Raw genomic sequence first — 15692 nt, forward strand, 5'->3', positions numbered from 1 at the left:
GCAGCGGTTTAGTTAAAATGATGTTATATTGCTGGCACATATTCTAAGGACAGCACCCAGTGTTTTAGCATTATGAATGAAAAAAAATTGAAGCTCGCTGATCTGGCTAAATTAGCAGGGGTTTCGACATCAACTGTGTCTCGCGCCCTGAATGATAACCCATTGATTAAAAAGGAAACAAGGGTAAAGCTTCAACGCTTAGCCAAACAGCATAATTTTAGTTTAAACACTGCTGCAAGTCGTTTACGAACACAAAAAACCAATGTTGTTGCCGTGATAATTAACCTAGATGGGGACACCGAGCAGTCTATAAATGACCCTTTTCTACTTAAAGTTGTTGGCGAAATTAATCTTGCATTGAATAAATTTGGCTTAGAATTGCTGCTTTCAAACTCATTTATGGCGAGCGACGATTGGGCCAACTACTTCATAAATAGTCGTCGTGCTGACGGTCTTATAGTAGTTGGGCAGGGTAAGAATCAAGCAAATATCGAAGCTGCAGCAGATGCTGGTGTGCCCCTAGTGGTTTGGGGAGATCCTAAATCGCCCAGCAATTACCCTATTGTAGGGAGCGATAATTATTTAGGTGGTAGGCTTGCTACTGAGCATTTATTGAATAAAGGAGCCAAGAATATTTTGTTCTTAGGTGATCCTGGGCATGCCGAAATAGGTGAGCGCCACCGAGGTTATTTAGATGCGATAGCGAGTGCGAAAGCCACACCTCATGTGGTTTCTATTGATATTACAAGCGGCGCTTCTTACAAAAGTATAAATAAACTCTTGGTTGAAAAAGGCCTATATTTTGACGGTATTATGGCATGTAGCGATATGGTGGCACTTGGCGCTATGAAAGCGTTAAAAGAGCGTTATATTAGTATTCCAAATGATGTCGCTTTAGTCGGTTTTGACGATATCGCAATGGCAGATATCAGCCATCCTTCCTTATCAAGCATTAAACAGAATACGCAGCGTGCCTCAGTTATTCTTGTGGAAAAATTAATAGCGCAGTTTTCGGGGCAAACAACCACCTCTCAAGTTGTTGATATTGAATTAATTTGTAGACAATCCAGTCAGCGTTGATTTGAGCTGTTGTTAAATATTTGTTTAAATGCGTTTGCAAACGTTTGCATTTACTTGATTGCTAAACTAGACTAAATAAAAATAATCTTAGGTTTGAGTGAATGAATCCGATCAGAATAACAGTCGCATTGGCGTGCAGCTATTTTGTATTTGCTATTATGCTAAACAGTGTCGGTACTGTTATTTTGCAAGCAATAAATAGTTTAGGTGTGACTAAAACAGACGCATCTGTTTTAGAGGGTTTTAAAGACTTAAGCATAGCAATTGTTTCATTCTTAGTTGCGTCGTTTATTCCTAGGGTTGGTTATAAAATCGCGATGTTGGCTGCCTTAGTTTTTGTCGCTGTTATGTGTTTAGTTGTACCAACAATTGCACAGTTCTGGGTACTAAAGGCACTGTTTGCAGCAATTGGTTGTAGCTTTGCAGTGATGAAAATTTCTGTTTATTCAGTGATTGGCCAGGTAACAGACAGTGCTAATAAGCACTCAGCGTTGCTAAACACCATTGAAGGGGTGTTTATGCTAGGTGTGTTAGCAGGCTATTGGATCTTTGCTTTATTTATCGATCCAAATGATGTGCAGAGCACTCACTGGTTAAATGTATATTATTTGCTTGCCTTGATTGTTGCCGTAGCCTTTTTAGCTGTTTTTACAGCACCAATTAAATCACCTGAATTAAAGGGCTCGCATTACTCACAAATTCACGCGTTTATTGACATGCTAAGGCTTGCGTATAAACCGTTGGTGTTAATTTTTATTATCAGTGCCTTTCTTTATGTATTAATCGAACAGGGAGTAGGTACTTGGTTACCTACTTTTAATAATCAAGTTTTAATGCTCCCCGTTGATGTAAGTATTCAGCTAGCAAGTATATTTGCTGCGGCGCTTGCGCTAGGTCGCTTGGTTGCTGGTCAATTACTGCGCTATCTAAATTGGTTTAGTATATTAATCAGTTGCTTAATATCTATGGCTGTGCTGGTTTTACTTGTATTACCTATGACGCACAACGTTGATGGTAGCCAAGTAAAAACAATATTTGATGTACCACTTGCTGCATTCATGTTACCCCTGATTGGCTTTTTTATGGCACCGATTTATCCGGTACTTAACTCAGTTATGTTGAGTTCATTGGCTAAGTATCAGCACGCAGCAATGACAGGACTGATAGTTGTTTTTTCTGCTCTTGGAGGGACTACTGGCTCAATTATTACAGGGTTGGTATTTGATAAATTTAGTGGCCAACATGCCTTTTATTTAACTTTGGTGCCTATTGCATTGTTATTGGTGAGTGTTTCAGTGTTCAAGAAACACACGTTAAAACCTCTTTCTCATACAACTTCAGCTGAACAATAAAGGGTATTTATGAGCTTTCTTGATAGTCAATTATTTAAAGATGTGCAGTTAGAAGAGGTGTTTGCTGATTCTAAGATGTTTGCTGATGCCATTCCTAATTTGTCTTGGCAAAGTGCTTGTGAATTATATTTGCTCGTTGGGCCTTTGAGAGGCGAGGAGCTTCGTGAGTTTGTAATGACTCATTTTATGTTTGCCGACCAAACAATCCCAACAGCTAAGATAGATACTTCTTCAGTACAACAATATATTGCTGATTTATGGCCTCACTTACACCGCAGTGCAGATACAGACTTATCAAGCTCATTGTTACCGCTGTTTTATGACTATATTGTGCCTGGTGGACGATTTCAGGAAATATATTATTGGGACAGTTATTTTACCGCATTAGGCCTTGAGGATATTGGTGATCTTGCAACAATAGAAGCAATGGTAAACAACTTTATTGACCTGCAAAATCGCAATGGTTGCATACCAAATGGTAATCGAATCTATTACAGTAGTCGCTCACAACCACCTGTATTAGCACTCATGCTTACTATGCTTTGGAAAGCTAAATATCAGCATCAGGATGATTTAACTTGGCTTGCAAGTGCTATTGAAGCTTTAGAGTCTGAGTATCAATTTTGGATGCAAGATTGTAGCGAATTATCAACGCAAACACCTTTAATAAAGCGAGTTGTAAGAATGCCTGATGGCGCAATTTTAAACCGTTATTGGGATAGCTCTACAACTCCTCGACCTGAATCATTAAAAGAAGATTTACACGATGCTGAAGGTCTCGATGAGGTACAAAAGTTAAGTTATTTTCAACATATACGAGCGGCATGCGAGTCAGGATGGGACTTCAGTAGTCGCTGGCTTGTAGATCATCATGATTTAAAAACGATTGAAACCACCAATATCGTCCCAGTTGACCTAAACTGTTTGCTTTATAACCTTGAAAGAACACTTGGAGACTTTTATCGACTGCTGGGTAAGGATCAAAAATGTCATTCCATAGAAGAATTAGCCGCTCTTCGTTTGCAAGCAATTGACCAATATTGTTGGCATAGTGAGGCTGGGGTATATCGAGATTTTAATATTCGTTTAAATCAGCAAAGTGAGGTTGATTCATTGGCAACAGCGGTGCCGTTGTTTGTTGGCGCAGCGTCTGCTAGGCAAGCCGAACAGGTAAAGCAAAAGCTGATGTCAGAGTTTTTAAAACCGGGTGGATTAGTAACAACCTTATGTAGTACTTCACAACAATGGGATAGCCCTAATGGCTGGGCTCCTCTGCAGTGGTTTGCTGTAAAAGGGCTCTTTGATTATGGTTATGTTAGTGAAGCGCAGGCAATTATGAAAAATTGGTTGAGCATGATTGAAATGCGTTTTACTGAAGATAAGTGCTTATTAGAAAAATATAACGTTTGTGATTTAGTTAGTCGAGCCGGTGGCGGTGAATATACTGTGCAACAAGGGTTTGGCTGGACAAACGGGGTGACATCTCGCTTTTATAAATTACTAAATAGCACGCTTTAAAGGTATTGGTTTATCACTTCAAGCAATTCTCGCAGCTGTAAGTATATTGCGAGTTCAAGCTGTATCTCTTAAGTTGTTACAGTCATAGTACAGCTTAAGGGATAACCCTATTGGCAAGTAACTGTTTGTTCTTAACAGTTAATTGTCTCTTCTTAAAAGCATAGCTTCATTATGCGAAACTCCTTCTCTATTATTTGTATTACAAAATGAAAATTACAGCAAAGCTGTGTATAATCTGCGCCCTTTAATTTGTTTATTAAATTGTCGTTTTGATGTGGGGTTGTTGGTGAAAGCATTGCTTAAACAGCATGGTGTAATTTTTATTCTTCTAAGCATGCTAACGGGATTAATGGGGGCATTCGTTAACCCTTTGATGAGCTTATTCATTATAGAAGGGCTGCAGACACCACCCGTTTATTTGGGTGTTTATATGGTAGCAGTAACTATTACGGGGTTAATTATTAGTCAATGGCTGGGTGGTATGGCTGATAAAGGAACTAGTGCACGTAAGTTATTTATGGTGGCTGTATCAGGTATGGTGTGTGCGTTAGTGACCTTTGCTAATGCCACTGCATTTTGGCAAGTGTTACTTGCGGGCGTGTTATTTCTAGCTATGGGAAATGCAGCAATTCCGCAAATGATGACCGTGGCAAGGCAATGGGCAGGGCGTCAACAGAACATCGACATCACCAGTTTTAATTCGCGTTTACGTGCCGCTATTTCTTTTGCTTGGGTGGGCGGCCCGCCGCTTGGCTATTTGTTAGCCTCGGGAGGCGAGTTTAGCCGCTCGTTTTACTTTGCTGCAGCGTGTGCATTGGTTGCGCTTATCTTTGCATTTAAGTTCATTCCTGACTATAGCGCTAAAAAGTCACAACATAGCTCAGAGCCAGCAGCCGCTGCGAGTTTATCATTTTGGTTGCTAGGCTTAGCTATTATGCTTGGCTCAACGGGCAATATTATGTATTCATCGGCACTGCCGCTCTATAGCATTACTGAACTAGGATTTGCTGAGCATACGCCTGGGCTATTTATGGGTGTTGTGGCACTGTTAGAAATTCCTATCATGCTGTATGGGGCAAAGCTTGCTAAAAGATACAGTAAGGTTTCGATGCTTGTAGTCGCATTTTGTTGCGCCATTGTATTTTATTTAGGGGTGTTTTTTGCCACACAGGTATGGCATTTAATCGCGCTGCAAGTTTTAAATGGCCTGTTTTACGGTATTTTTGCGGGCATTGGTTTAACCGTATTACAAGATCAGCTACCAGAGCGTATTGGGTTTACTTCGGCGTTTTACACGAACGCGATTAAATTAGGGGTTATGTGTGGGGCGGGGGCAACAGGAGTTATTGCACAGTTTCACAGCTTTAGATTTGCAAGCCTAGGTTCAATGCTTGCTGTAAGCTTAGCTTTAGGCTGCTTAATACTGTTTAGTTATGTGAAAAGAAAAGAGCAACAACCTAGTCTTATACAAAGCCCTTTTGTTGCTGTTACTAAGAACACATAAAACGTAAAAAGCCCAGTAAAAACTGGGCTAAAACGAGGGAGGAGGGTAATTAATAGAAAGAGTATTTTAAAGTAAGCGACGTTGTACGGCCGTTAATAGTACGGGCACGGATAATGTCGTTATCTGGTACTGAGCCTTCTTCTGCTTCGGTGATACCTACGGTGTCGAACAGGTTGTTCACGTTAAGCGATAGACTTAAGTTTTCAGATAAATTGTAACTTACAAAACCATTCACTTGTGTATAGCCATCAAACTCAAGGTCGTTACTGTCTTGTGCGTAAGCATCTGTTGTACCAATAAAGCTCAGGCCAGCAGCACCTTTGTCAAAGTTGTAAGTTGCCATTAATGAGTAGATTAGGTCAGCTTGACGACGTGGTGTATTACCAACTAACTCTGGCGATAACGCATCTTTAGCAATTTCTGCATCTGTCCAAGTAAAGTTTCCACGGAAGTCCCAATCACCAACGTAGTACGTTGATTCAACCTCAATACCTTTTGCTTCATATTCACGGTCAAAGAATTTTTGTGATGTTGCTTCAAAGTTTTGCTCTTCAGTTTCTGCGTAGAATGCTGTTGCAAATACTGATAGTGAATCAAAACGTTTTTTCACACCGAACTCATATTGATTTACTTCATCAATTGCATCGGCTTCGGCAACTGAACCGTCAGCTTCTACTTTACCGAATAGTAAGCGGTCTGCATTTGCGCGGCCACCTTTACTTAAGCGGGCAAATGTCGCGAAACTTGGGTCAATTTGGTAGTTCGCACCAATTGAGTATGAGCTGTAGTGCCAGTCGTAGTTAACAATGCTTGGATTTGCGTTATCAATACCAACAACATTTTGCTCTGGAATTGAGATGGTACCGTCGCCGTTCATATCAATCGTAGATGTAACTGCACCTGCGTAGTTGCCACGTGCTTCGCCTGAATCATAGCGAGCACTTGCATCAATGCTTAAATCGCCAAACTTAGTTGCTAAGTTAATGTAAGGTGCACGCGTTTCGTATTCTGTGTCGTAGTTACGTTGACAGCAGTTACCCCAGTATGGAGTACCATAAGCGTACAAGCCATTATCAGAGTAGCTATCGCCATTAGCAGCGGTAACATCAAGTAATGCTGCGTTGTCGCCTTTTAGCTCCATAACGTACGAGTTCCAAAGCCAAGACATATCAATTGATTGGCTTGATGCAAAGTAACCAAAAGTAACACTAGTGTCATCAGAGAACGACTTAGTTAACTTAAGATCATTAACAATTGAACCCATGTCATTTAGCGTTACATCGAATGTGTGAATACGCATTGCTAAATCGTCATCGCCGTAAGCTTCGCCTGCTGAGCCACCATTTGCATAAACAAGTGATGCACCATCACCAGCAATGCTAGAGGCAATAGAGCTTGCAGATGCAACTTCAGCTGGAATAAGAGAAATAAAGTTACCGCTCACTGACGATGTTCTAAAGCGGTTTTCGATACGCCAGTCGTTTTCTAAATCAAATGCCGCTTCAAAACCGACTGAGGTAACAACCGGATTCATACCGTCGGTCATATCGCCAGTACTAATTTGGTTATCGCCATTTAAACGCAGAGTTTGTGTGAAAAGTGCTGAATGCGGCGTATCTGATTGCGAATCAAAGCCTGGGATTGAATCGCCATCTGAGTACATTGGCATAGGTAGGTAACCTACGCTTTTATCATCAAGGTGTTTAAAGTAAACACGAACATAACCGGCATCAAATTCTTTAGTCAGGTTTGCCTTAATTTGGCCACCTTTATTTGATGTATAACCGGTTTCACGTGGGCCTTCACCTTGGCGAACAAAGCCACCAATGTGGTAGCGCACACTGTCGTTTAGATACGTACCATACTCAAAGTCAGTACGAATAGAGTCATAATCAAGGCCAACCGTGGTTGATACGCTACCTGACTCGTTCTCACCCGTTTTTGAAATAAAGTTGATGATACCGCCTGGTGCGTCACTTGCTGCTGTCGAAGCTGAGCCACCACGGATTGATTCAACACTTTGTACTGTTGAATCTAAACGCATGAAGATATCTGCATTACCAAAGGCAATATCACCAAACTGCATAACAGGTAAGCCATCTTCTTGTAGTTGCAAGAACTTAGCACCACCCGATGCAACCGGTAAACCACGTACTGCGATATTCGCGTTACCTTCACCACCTGTTGATTCTGAACGAACACCCGGGATTGTTCTGAATGCTTCTGCTGTAGAGCGTGGTGTTGATACTTCAATTTCTGCTAATGTAACACTGCTAACCGATGAACTTGATGCCATAATCGTTGTACGGCGCGGTACACCTGTTACAACGATTGTTTCAAGGCCGCTTTTTTTAGCCTCTGCTGGTTGTGCTTGCTCTTCGGCGTGTAAGTTTTGGCTTACTGCTAGCGCAAGCGCGCTTAATGTGTAAAGGGCATGTTTGTGTGTTGTCATAATGTGCCTCGTGTCAATCCCAGATGGTTTGTTGTCTAAATTGCTATCTTAATCGATTAAGTAAAGATAACAATAATTTTACACAGTGCAAGTCTTTTTAGCGAAAAACTTGCACAATTTATGTTCGATAATTGATTTTTAACGATTTTTATTTAGTGGCTTAATGCACTGTGCTGCGCTAAAGCTTGCTCAGCAGGGTTGCGTAAGTAGTTATATAGCATGGCTAAAAACAGTAAACATGCGAAACCTGTTGCGAGATAAAACCCATAACGAATGTGGCCAAAGAAATCACTGATCATACCCATAAGTAGTGGGGCTGCAGCTGCAGATAATGCAGTGAAAAACAGGATGACCCCAGCTACCGCACCGTGCTGCTGAACGGCAAAGCAAGAAATACCTTTAGAGTTTAAAGTTGGGTAAATCATTGACATAAACAGACCTGATAAGGGTAATAAGAATATTGCCCAATCAACACCACCAAATATTAAGCCTAAATAACATAGTGCGATCCCTAAGCTTAAATACAGCATCGCCGCTTGCCAGGTTAAGTGATTTAACAGCCATACCGCTAAGAAACGTCCCGCAGCGCGTAAAATAAAAAATAAGGTCAATGCGTAGGTTGCCAGTAATTGCCATGGGCCAGTGTAATCGCCAAGTAGGGTAGGCATCCACACATAAATAGCCACTTCGGTTGCTACATAAAGGGCAATCGCTAAAGAAAAACCAAGTGCGTAAGGGTTTTTCATCATGCTCATAGTAGTGGCAAGGGAGGCAGGTTTTGCGTGTTCTTCTTGCTTTTTCGGTTTAGGGTAATCAGCACGCCAAGCTATAATGGTTAAAATTAAGCATAAAACCCCTGCAATAACATATAGGTAAGTCCAGCTAACTTTTTGCGTAATTAAAAAGCTCACTAAAGCAGGGCCTACGATAGCACCGATACCAAAAAAGCCTTCGACTAAATTCATGGTTTTTGTGTGCTCTAAATTGTTTTTAGAGATATCGCCTAACAATGCTAAAGCACCTGTTTTGAATAAACCAATAGCAAGGCCAATACAGCTAAGTAGCACTACAAATATGCTAAAGCTGCTGCTTATCGCGAATAAAAAACAACTAATCGTAAATAAACCCAGGCCCAACATTATCGTTTGTTTACGGCCAAAACTGTCGGCAAGAAATCCTAAAAATAGGCCACTAAAAGCAATCAGTGCCATTGGGGCATAATGGAATGCACTAGCTTGTGTCATGCTGAGGTCAAATTCTTTTATTAACTCAGGAATGATCATACCAACCGCATCAGAGGTCATGGCAAACATAAAAAACATCATGTATGTCAACCATCTAATCATTTGCAAAGGATCGTGTGTTCTATTCATTGTTGTATCCTCATGTGAAGGCTTACACCTTTACTATGTATCTTAGTGTATAAAAGTTGTAAAAACTGCTTGAATAATTTGCTGTCGTGGTTAAAGATATATCTTAATCGATTAAGTTTCAACTTGGTATTAACAATTATGATCAACAATAAAGTGCAATTAATCACCTACGCAGACCGTATTACCGGTCAAGGTATTGATGAATTAAGTAATTTATTAAATGGCCCACTTAACAATGTGTTTGCAGGTGTACATTTATTGCCATTTTATAATCCGATTGATGGCAGTGATGCTGGCTTTGATCCTATTGATCATAGTGAAGTAGACTCGCGTCTTGGTAGCTGGGAAGACATCAAAGTGCTTGGTGCAAACTATGATTTGATGGCTGACTTGATTGTTAACCATGTTTCAGCACAGTCGTTTCAATTTAAAGACGTGCTAGCAAAAGGCAAACAATCTGAATTTTGGGATTTATTTCTAACCAAAGACGATGTATTCCCAAATGGCATGTCGGAGGCTGAGCAAAAAGCGATTTATCGTCCGCGTCCAGGTAGTTGCTTTACACCAATTAAATGTGGAGATGGCCAAACCTATGATTTTTGGACCACATTTACCGATAACCAAATTGATATTAATGTGAAATCAACAGCAGGCATTGAGTACTTAAACACTGTACTTGGCAAATTTGCTGATAATAATGTCAATATCATTCGTTTAGACGCCGCTGGTTATGCTATCAAAGAAGCTGGCACTAACTGTTTTATGCTGGACGAAACGTTTGAGTATTTAAATAAGCTTTCAGCACAGGCAAATGATGCTGGTATGGAGACTATTGCCGAAATTCATAGCCATTATCAAACTCAGGTAGCAGTCGCAAAACGTGTAAATATGGTATATGACTTTGCACTTCCACCGCTTATTTTGCACAGTTTATTTAGCAATGATGCGCAAGCATTGGTGAATTGGCTAACAATTTCACCGCGTAACTGTTTAACAGTGCTTGATACTCATGATGGCATTGGCATTATTGACGCAGGTCCAATGGGTGATAAACCAGGCTTACTAAACGCCGAGCAAATTGATAACTTGGTTGAAACCATTCATGAAAAAAGTGATGGGCAAAGTCGCCTTGCAACAGGGGCTGCAGCCAGTAACGTTGATTTATATCAAGTAAATTGTACGTATTATAATGCCCTGGGTGCAGATGACTTTGATTATCTATTAGCGCGTGCGATTCAATTCTTCGCGCCAGGTATTCCACAAGTTTATTATGGCGGTCTGTTCGCTTGTGAAAACGATATGGAATTACTGGCACGTACAAATGTTGGCCGTGATATCAATCGTCCTTATCTAAATGCACAAGATATTGAAGCTGCTCTAGCAAAACCTGTGGTTAAAGGATTGATTAAACTTATTCAATTGCGAAATGAGCACCCAGCTTTTAACGGTGAATTCACAGTGAACGGTGAAGGCAGTGTGTGTCGTTTAAGCTGGCATGATGATACCAGCTCAATTGAGTTAAAAGTCAACTTTACTAGCCGTGAAGTGTTCATTGTCGATCACCGCGACAGCGAACAAAGCATAGTTGATTTGGCTGACTTTTTAGCTTAACTACTTTGCCCCAATTGCAGTTGATAGTCGATTTCGGCTGTTTGCTGCTCTTTCGATAAAAATAAGGTCGCTGCTAAGCGGCCTTTTTCTTCGCTGTTTTGGTGAATAGTCGTAAGCTTTGGCACAAATCGTTGTCCTTCATCGATGCCATCAAAACCAACAATTCTGACATCTTCTGGAATCGATAAGCCCATTTTTAATGCTTCACGCATTGCAGCAAGGGCGATTAAATCACTCATACACAACAAAACGTTTGGTCTTGGTGTACTGCTAAGCGCTTCTTTGGCGGCAATACTAGCAAAACGCTCACTACTTTCTGGAATATTCCATGTTCTATCATCACCAAGGGTGATGCCAGCATCACTGATTGCTTGGTGATAACCGCGTAGTCGCTGATGAGCGATAGACTGACCAGCTTCAAACTCGTGATGCTCGTAAACTCGGCATAGTACGTCGTTATCAAGTAAGCGCAGCCCTAAAATTGCCACCCGATCATCATTTTTTTGGAGTGCGTGTTTAGCAATATCAAAACTGGCTTGTTGGTTATTAACGTTTACCGAGGCATCGCGACCGATATTAAAATCAACCGTCACCACATGTTTTGGTACTTGTTTCAATTGTTCAACAAGTTGCTTATTACGAGGGCGGCCATAACAGATAAAGCCATCTACAAAATCGACTACGCTATTTAGGTTATTGCTATTACCAGAAAATAATAAAAGGTTAATGCCATTTTTTTCGAGTACAGCCGATACGCCCCGCATAAAGCTGCTTGCAACCGGATCTGATACCATGTATTCAACACTGTCTGGCAACACCAAGGCAACAATATTAAAGGTCCCTCTGCGCAGCGATTGCGCCGCTTTGTTAGGGCCAAAATAGCCGAGTTTTTTACAGGCAGCCAAAATCTCCTCGCGGCGAGATTTTGATAGTTGATCAGGGCGGTTAAACGCATTTGATACGGTGGCATTTGAAACGCCTAACTCTTGGGCAATACTTTTTAGCGTCCAATTTTTTGGCTTGGGCATTATCGTCACTTAATCGATTTACTTACCTGTAAATTACCATATAAAGAGTCGAAAAAAAGTGTTTTTAGTCATAAAAATAGGCGTACCATAAAAGAATGAGAGAACAGGTCATAAAAAAGGTAAAGAGCGAGTGATTTCTAAGTTACCAAAATGGGTTGAAGTAGGCGCATTTATTTTGGCATTGGTTGCCGGATGCGTGAATGCGGTTGGTTTACTTAGCTTTGAGCATCAAGCGGTATCGCATTTATCGGGAACAGCAACCCTGCTTGGAGCAGATCTTATGCATGGCAATAGCCTTGATGCTTTACATTTATTAGGCGTATTACTGTCATTTTTAGTTGGGTCTGGTATTGCTGGGTTTTTATTGCACAGTTCAGCACTTAAGTTAGGGCGTCATTACGACACCGCACTATTTATTGAGGCAGGGTTTTTACTCGGTGCACTTTGGTTACTGTGCAATGGCTCTGGCTACGGGCACTTTTTAGCCTCTGCGGCATGTGGGTTACAAAATGCATTGGCAACAACTTACAGCGGCGCAATTGTTCGCACTACCCATGTAACTGGTATCTTTACCGATTTAGGTATTATGTTTGGTCGAGTTTTCCGCGGCGAGGCGCTTGATCAACGTAAGGCTAAACTGTTTGGCCTAATCATTTTAGGCTTTATCTTTGGTGGCTTAGCTGGGGCATGGTTATTTGCTAAATTAAGCTTTGCAGCGCTTTATGTGCCAAGCGCCATTTGTGTATTGTTGGCATTTACCTATCGGGTTTATTCTCATCGAAACCCAAAAATTAATGATTAGCGATACTTTTGGGGGTTGCGCCAAAGGCTTGTTTAAACACACGACTAAAATGGCTTGGGTTATTAAAGCCTAACTGATAACAAACTTGGCTAATCGCTTCACCTTTTTGAAGTAGTTTATACGCTTTTTGTAAGCGTAATTGCTGTTGCCAAAGAGCTGGCGTAACACCAAACGCTAGCTTAAATTGTTGATAAAACTTACTGCGGCTCATACACGCTATCTTACATAACACATCAATATCAATATTCTCAGCAAGGTGCTGTTCAATATAACTAATTACATGGCTTAGCGGGGTTGCAAGCTTGCCTTGTTTACAGCTTGCTATCATTAAATCTCGGCTTTGCTGCTGTAACAGGCGGGTTATGAGTTCATTGAGTGATAAATCAATTAAGTAATCCCGGTGTTGCTCATTTTCACTAAACAGGGTGATCATCCGTTCAAGTAGTTGTTGAGTTTGCTGGTTATGCTGGGCATGAACTAGCTTTGCTTGATATTGGAAAAAGTCATCCTGTGTAATTTGTTGATTAAAGTTAAGAGCATCAACTACTTGGCTTATCTTATCGGTACTGATTTCAATCGCTAAACAGGTTGTTGGTTGATTAAGAGACGCATTAGGGAAATCGATTAACACTCCTTGCTCTGGAGCAAGCACAAATGACTGGTTTGGCAAAAATTCTTCATGATAATCACTGTCGGCAACATGCATGATTTTTTTGCCGCTGATCATGCCACAAAATAGTAACTCAGTGGAATGTAAGGCTACTTTTTGCGCATCTAAATAGGTGTCGTAAATACTTAACTCGGCATGTTCGCCAGCAAAACTAACTTTATTTTCAATAAGCACATCAATACGTTGTCGTTTTTTATCTAAACTTCTGTTGCTAACTGATGTGTTCATTGTTGCCTCGCTGTTGCCCTAAATTCTGGACAAATAGTCAAAAAGTCTGGACTAGGAATCAAGTGTGTTTTCAGTAACTGAGCTAACTTCAAATGCTAGCGGTTCATTAAACAATAACCTACCGCATAATTTAGTCAATGCTAAATGAAACACAACAATTTGAAGAGAGAACACATTATGATTTATGCAAACCCAGGTAGTGAAGGCGCAAAAGTTAACTTTAAAGCGCAGTACGAGAATTATATTGGCGGCCAGTGGGTTGCCCCTGTAAAGGGTGAATACTTTGAAAACATTAGCCCAGTAAACGGTAAAGTGTTTTGTAAAGTACCTCGCTCATCAAAAGAAGATATCGAACTGGCACTTGATAAAGCACACGATGCAAAAGCAGCATGGGGAACAACGTCAGTCACTGAGCGAAGCAATATCTTATTAAAAATTGCCGACCGCATTGAACAAAATCTAGAAATGCTCGCGGTTGCAGAAACTTGGGATAACGGTAAAGCAATTCGTGAAACACTTGCGGCAGATGTGCCACTCGCGGCTGATCATTTTCGCTATTTCGCAGGCTGTGTGCGCGCGCAAGAAGGTTCAATCGGTGAGATAGACGAAACTACCGTTGCCTATCATTTTCATGAGCCATTAGGTGTAGTAGGGCAAATTATTCCTTGGAATTTTCCACTGTTAATGGCTGCGTGGAAGCTTGCTCCAGCTCTTGCTGCGGGTAACTGTGTTATTTTAAAACCAGCTGAACAAACGCCTGCATCAATTTTAGTACTGCTTGAAGTAATCGGTGATTTATTACCAGCAGGTGTATTAAATGTAGTGAATGGCTATGGTAAAGAAGCAGGCGAGGCTTTGGCAACCAGTACTCGAATTGCGAAGATTGCCTTTACAGGTTCAACACCCGTAGGGTCGCATATCTTAAAATGTGCAGCTGATAATATTATTCCTTCGACGGTTGAGTTAGGTGGTAAATCGCCAAATATTTTCTTTAATGATGTAATGGAAAAAGACGATGAGTTTTTGAGTAAGGCTGTTGAAGGAGCTGTACTTGCGTACTTTAACCAAGGCGAAGTTTGTACGTGTCCGTCGCGTTTATTTATTCAAGAAGACATTTACGAGCAATTTATTGAGCGTGTACTTGCCCGCACTTTACAAATTAAACGGGGTAACCCACTTGATACTGAAACCATGGTAGGTGCTCAAGCATCACAAGCTCAGTTTGATAAGATCCTAAGCTACATCGAAATCGGTAAAAAGGAAGGGGCAGAAGTCCTTGCTGGTGGTGAAGTCGAGCAACTGTCAGATGAGTTTAACGGCGGTTACTATATTCAACCAACACTGTTAAAAGGCACCAATGACATGCGTGTGTTCCAAGAAGAGATTTTTGGCCCTGTTATTTCAATGTCGACTTTTAAAGATGAAGATGAAGCGTTAGCGCTTGCTAATAGCTCAGAGTTCGGCTTAGGTGCGGGTGTGTGGAGTCGAAACATGAACCGTGCTTATCACTTTGGTCGTAAGATTGAAGCGGGCCGTGTTTGGACCAACTGCTATCATATGTATCCAGCGCATGCTGCGTTTGGTGGTTATAAAAAGTCAGGCATTGGTCGAGAAACACATAAACTAGCCCTTGATCATTACCAACAAACCAAAAACTTATTAGTAAGTTATAGCGAAAACCCACTGGGCTTCTTTTAAAAGCAATTTCTTATTGTTGTCGAAACTACCCAAACGCCACATCTAGTGGCGTTTTTATTTTATAACAGGCATAAAAAAGCCCGGCGAACACACAAGCCAGGCTTTTCGACAACAATTTGGTTGAGTCACCGCATGTGCAGTAACTCGGAATAAAAAAGCTTAGAGAACACACAAACTAAGCTTTTGACAACAATTTGGTTGAGTCACCGCGTGTGCAATGACTCGGAATAAAAAAGCTTAGAGAACACACAAACTAAGCTTTTGACAACAATTTGGATGAGTCACCGCGTGTGCAGTGACTCGGAATAAAAAAGCTTAGAGAACACACAAACTAAGCTTTTGACAACAATTTGGTTGAGTCACCGCGTGTGCAATG

11 protein-coding genes are annotated in these 15692 nt (G+C 41.0%); 7 read left to right on the forward strand and 4 right to left on the reverse strand.

Annotation, left to right across the window (positions count from 1 at the left end; all coding sequences use genetic code 11):
* Positions 1-72 precede the first annotated feature (72 nt).
* From ACSFVZ_RS07325 to ACSFVZ_RS07340, 4 genes are all read left to right on the forward strand, one after another.
* The gene (locus ACSFVZ_RS07325; RefSeq protein ID WP_135926868.1) at positions 73-1080 is read left to right on the forward strand and encodes a LacI family DNA-binding transcriptional regulator; all 1008 of its coding nucleotides are present in this window, start codon (positions 73-75) and stop codon (positions 1078-1080) included.
* Between the two features lie 101 nt (positions 1081-1181).
* Positions 1182-2432, forward strand: a complete 1251-nt coding sequence (locus ACSFVZ_RS07330) for an MFS transporter (RefSeq protein ID WP_135926869.1) — start codon at positions 1182-1184, stop codon at positions 2430-2432.
* Between the two features lie 9 nt (positions 2433-2441).
* Positions 2442-3950, forward strand: coding sequence for a trehalase family glycosidase (locus ACSFVZ_RS07335; protein ID WP_138557123.1), 1509 nt, complete (start codon positions 2442-2444; stop codon positions 3948-3950).
* 286 nt (positions 3951-4236) lie between these two features.
* Positions 4237-5454: a sugar efflux transporter gene (locus tag ACSFVZ_RS07340; RefSeq protein WP_435558497.1), complete on the forward strand. Its 1218-nt coding sequence runs from the start codon at positions 4237-4239 to the stop codon at positions 5452-5454.
* A gap of 49 nt (positions 5455-5503) precedes the next feature.
* On the opposite strand, the gene ACSFVZ_RS07345 is transcribed toward ACSFVZ_RS07340, so the two are convergent.
* Both ACSFVZ_RS07345 and ACSFVZ_RS07350 read right to left on the reverse strand, forming a co-directional pair.
* Positions 5504-7906: a TonB-dependent siderophore receptor gene (locus ACSFVZ_RS07345; protein WP_435558498.1), complete on the reverse strand. Its 2403-nt coding sequence runs from the start codon at positions 7904-7906 to the stop codon at positions 5504-5506.
* A gap of 152 nt (positions 7907-8058) precedes the next feature.
* Positions 8059-9279, reverse strand: a complete 1221-nt coding sequence (locus tag ACSFVZ_RS07350) for an MFS transporter (RefSeq protein ID WP_235382688.1) — start codon at positions 9277-9279, stop codon at positions 8059-8061.
* Between the two features lie 138 nt (positions 9280-9417).
* Between ACSFVZ_RS07350 and gtfA the strand changes: the two genes are divergently transcribed.
* Positions 9418-10890 carry a sucrose phosphorylase gene (gtfA, locus tag ACSFVZ_RS07355; protein ID WP_295512528.1) on the forward strand — a complete coding sequence of 491 codons (1473 nt, stop codon included), beginning with the start codon at positions 9418-9420 and terminating at the stop codon, positions 10888-10890.
* On the opposite strand, the gene ACSFVZ_RS07360 is transcribed toward gtfA, so the two are convergent.
* Positions 10887-11918, reverse strand: a complete 1032-nt coding sequence (locus ACSFVZ_RS07360; protein WP_435558499.1) for a LacI family DNA-binding transcriptional regulator — start codon at positions 11916-11918, stop codon at positions 10887-10889. The genes gtfA and ACSFVZ_RS07360 overlap by 4 nt on opposite strands.
* A 130-nt stretch (positions 11919-12048) precedes the next feature.
* Between ACSFVZ_RS07360 and ACSFVZ_RS07365 the strand changes: the two genes are divergently transcribed.
* The gene (locus ACSFVZ_RS07365; RefSeq protein WP_435558500.1) at positions 12049-12720 is read left to right on the forward strand and encodes a YoaK family protein; all 672 of its coding nucleotides are present in this window, start codon (positions 12049-12051) and stop codon (positions 12718-12720) included.
* On the opposite strand, the gene ACSFVZ_RS07370 is transcribed toward ACSFVZ_RS07365, so the two are convergent.
* Positions 12710-13618 (reverse strand): AraC family transcriptional regulator, encoded by a 909-nt coding sequence (locus ACSFVZ_RS07370; protein ID WP_135926876.1) that lies wholly within the window; start codon positions 13616-13618, stop codon positions 12710-12712. The two genes, ACSFVZ_RS07365 and ACSFVZ_RS07370, sit on opposite strands and share 11 nt — an antisense overlap.
* A 177-nt stretch (positions 13619-13795) precedes the next feature.
* Between ACSFVZ_RS07370 and exaC the strand changes: the two genes are divergently transcribed.
* Complete coding sequence (gene exaC, locus ACSFVZ_RS07375; protein ID WP_138557127.1) at positions 13796-15316, forward strand: acetaldehyde dehydrogenase ExaC; 1521 nt, start codon at positions 13796-13798, stop codon at positions 15314-15316.
* Positions 15317-15692: the final 376 nt, after the last annotated feature.

The sequence above is a fragment of the Pseudoalteromonas nanhaiensis genome (assembly GCF_051235485.1).
Taxonomy (GTDB): Bacteria; Pseudomonadota; Gammaproteobacteria; order Enterobacterales; family Alteromonadaceae; genus Pseudoalteromonas; species Pseudoalteromonas lipolytica_C.

Bases quoted from the DNA above. Each gene is read 5' to 3' on its own strand.
- ACSFVZ_RS07325 (WP_135926868.1), top strand. From the start codon at position 73: ATGAATGAAAAAAAATTGAAGCTCGCTGATCTGGCTAAATTAGCAGGG.
- ACSFVZ_RS07330 (WP_135926869.1), top strand. From the start codon at position 1,182: ATGAATCCGATCAGAATAACAGTCGCATTGGCGTGCAGCTATTTTGTA.
- ACSFVZ_RS07335 (WP_138557123.1), top strand. From the start codon at position 2,442: ATGAGCTTTCTTGATAGTCAATTATTTAAAGATGTGCAGTTAGAAGAG.
- ACSFVZ_RS07345 (WP_435558498.1), bottom strand. From the start codon at position 7,906: ATGACAACACACAAACATGCCCTTTACACATTAAGCGCGCTTGCGCTA.
- ACSFVZ_RS07350 (WP_235382688.1), bottom strand. From the start codon at position 9,279: ATGAATAGAACACACGATCCTTTGCAAATGATTAGATGGTTGACATAC.
- gtfA (WP_295512528.1), top strand. From the start codon at position 9,418: ATGATCAACAATAAAGTGCAATTAATCACCTACGCAGACCGTATTACC.
- ACSFVZ_RS07360 (WP_435558499.1), bottom strand. From the start codon at position 11,918: ATGCCCAAGCCAAAAAATTGGACGCTAAAAAGTATTGCCCAAGAGTTA.
- ACSFVZ_RS07370 (WP_135926876.1), bottom strand. From the start codon at position 13,618: ATGAACACATCAGTTAGCAACAGAAGTTTAGATAAAAAACGACAACGT.
- exaC (WP_138557127.1), top strand. From the start codon at position 13,796: ATGATTTATGCAAACCCAGGTAGTGAAGGCGCAAAAGTTAACTTTAAA.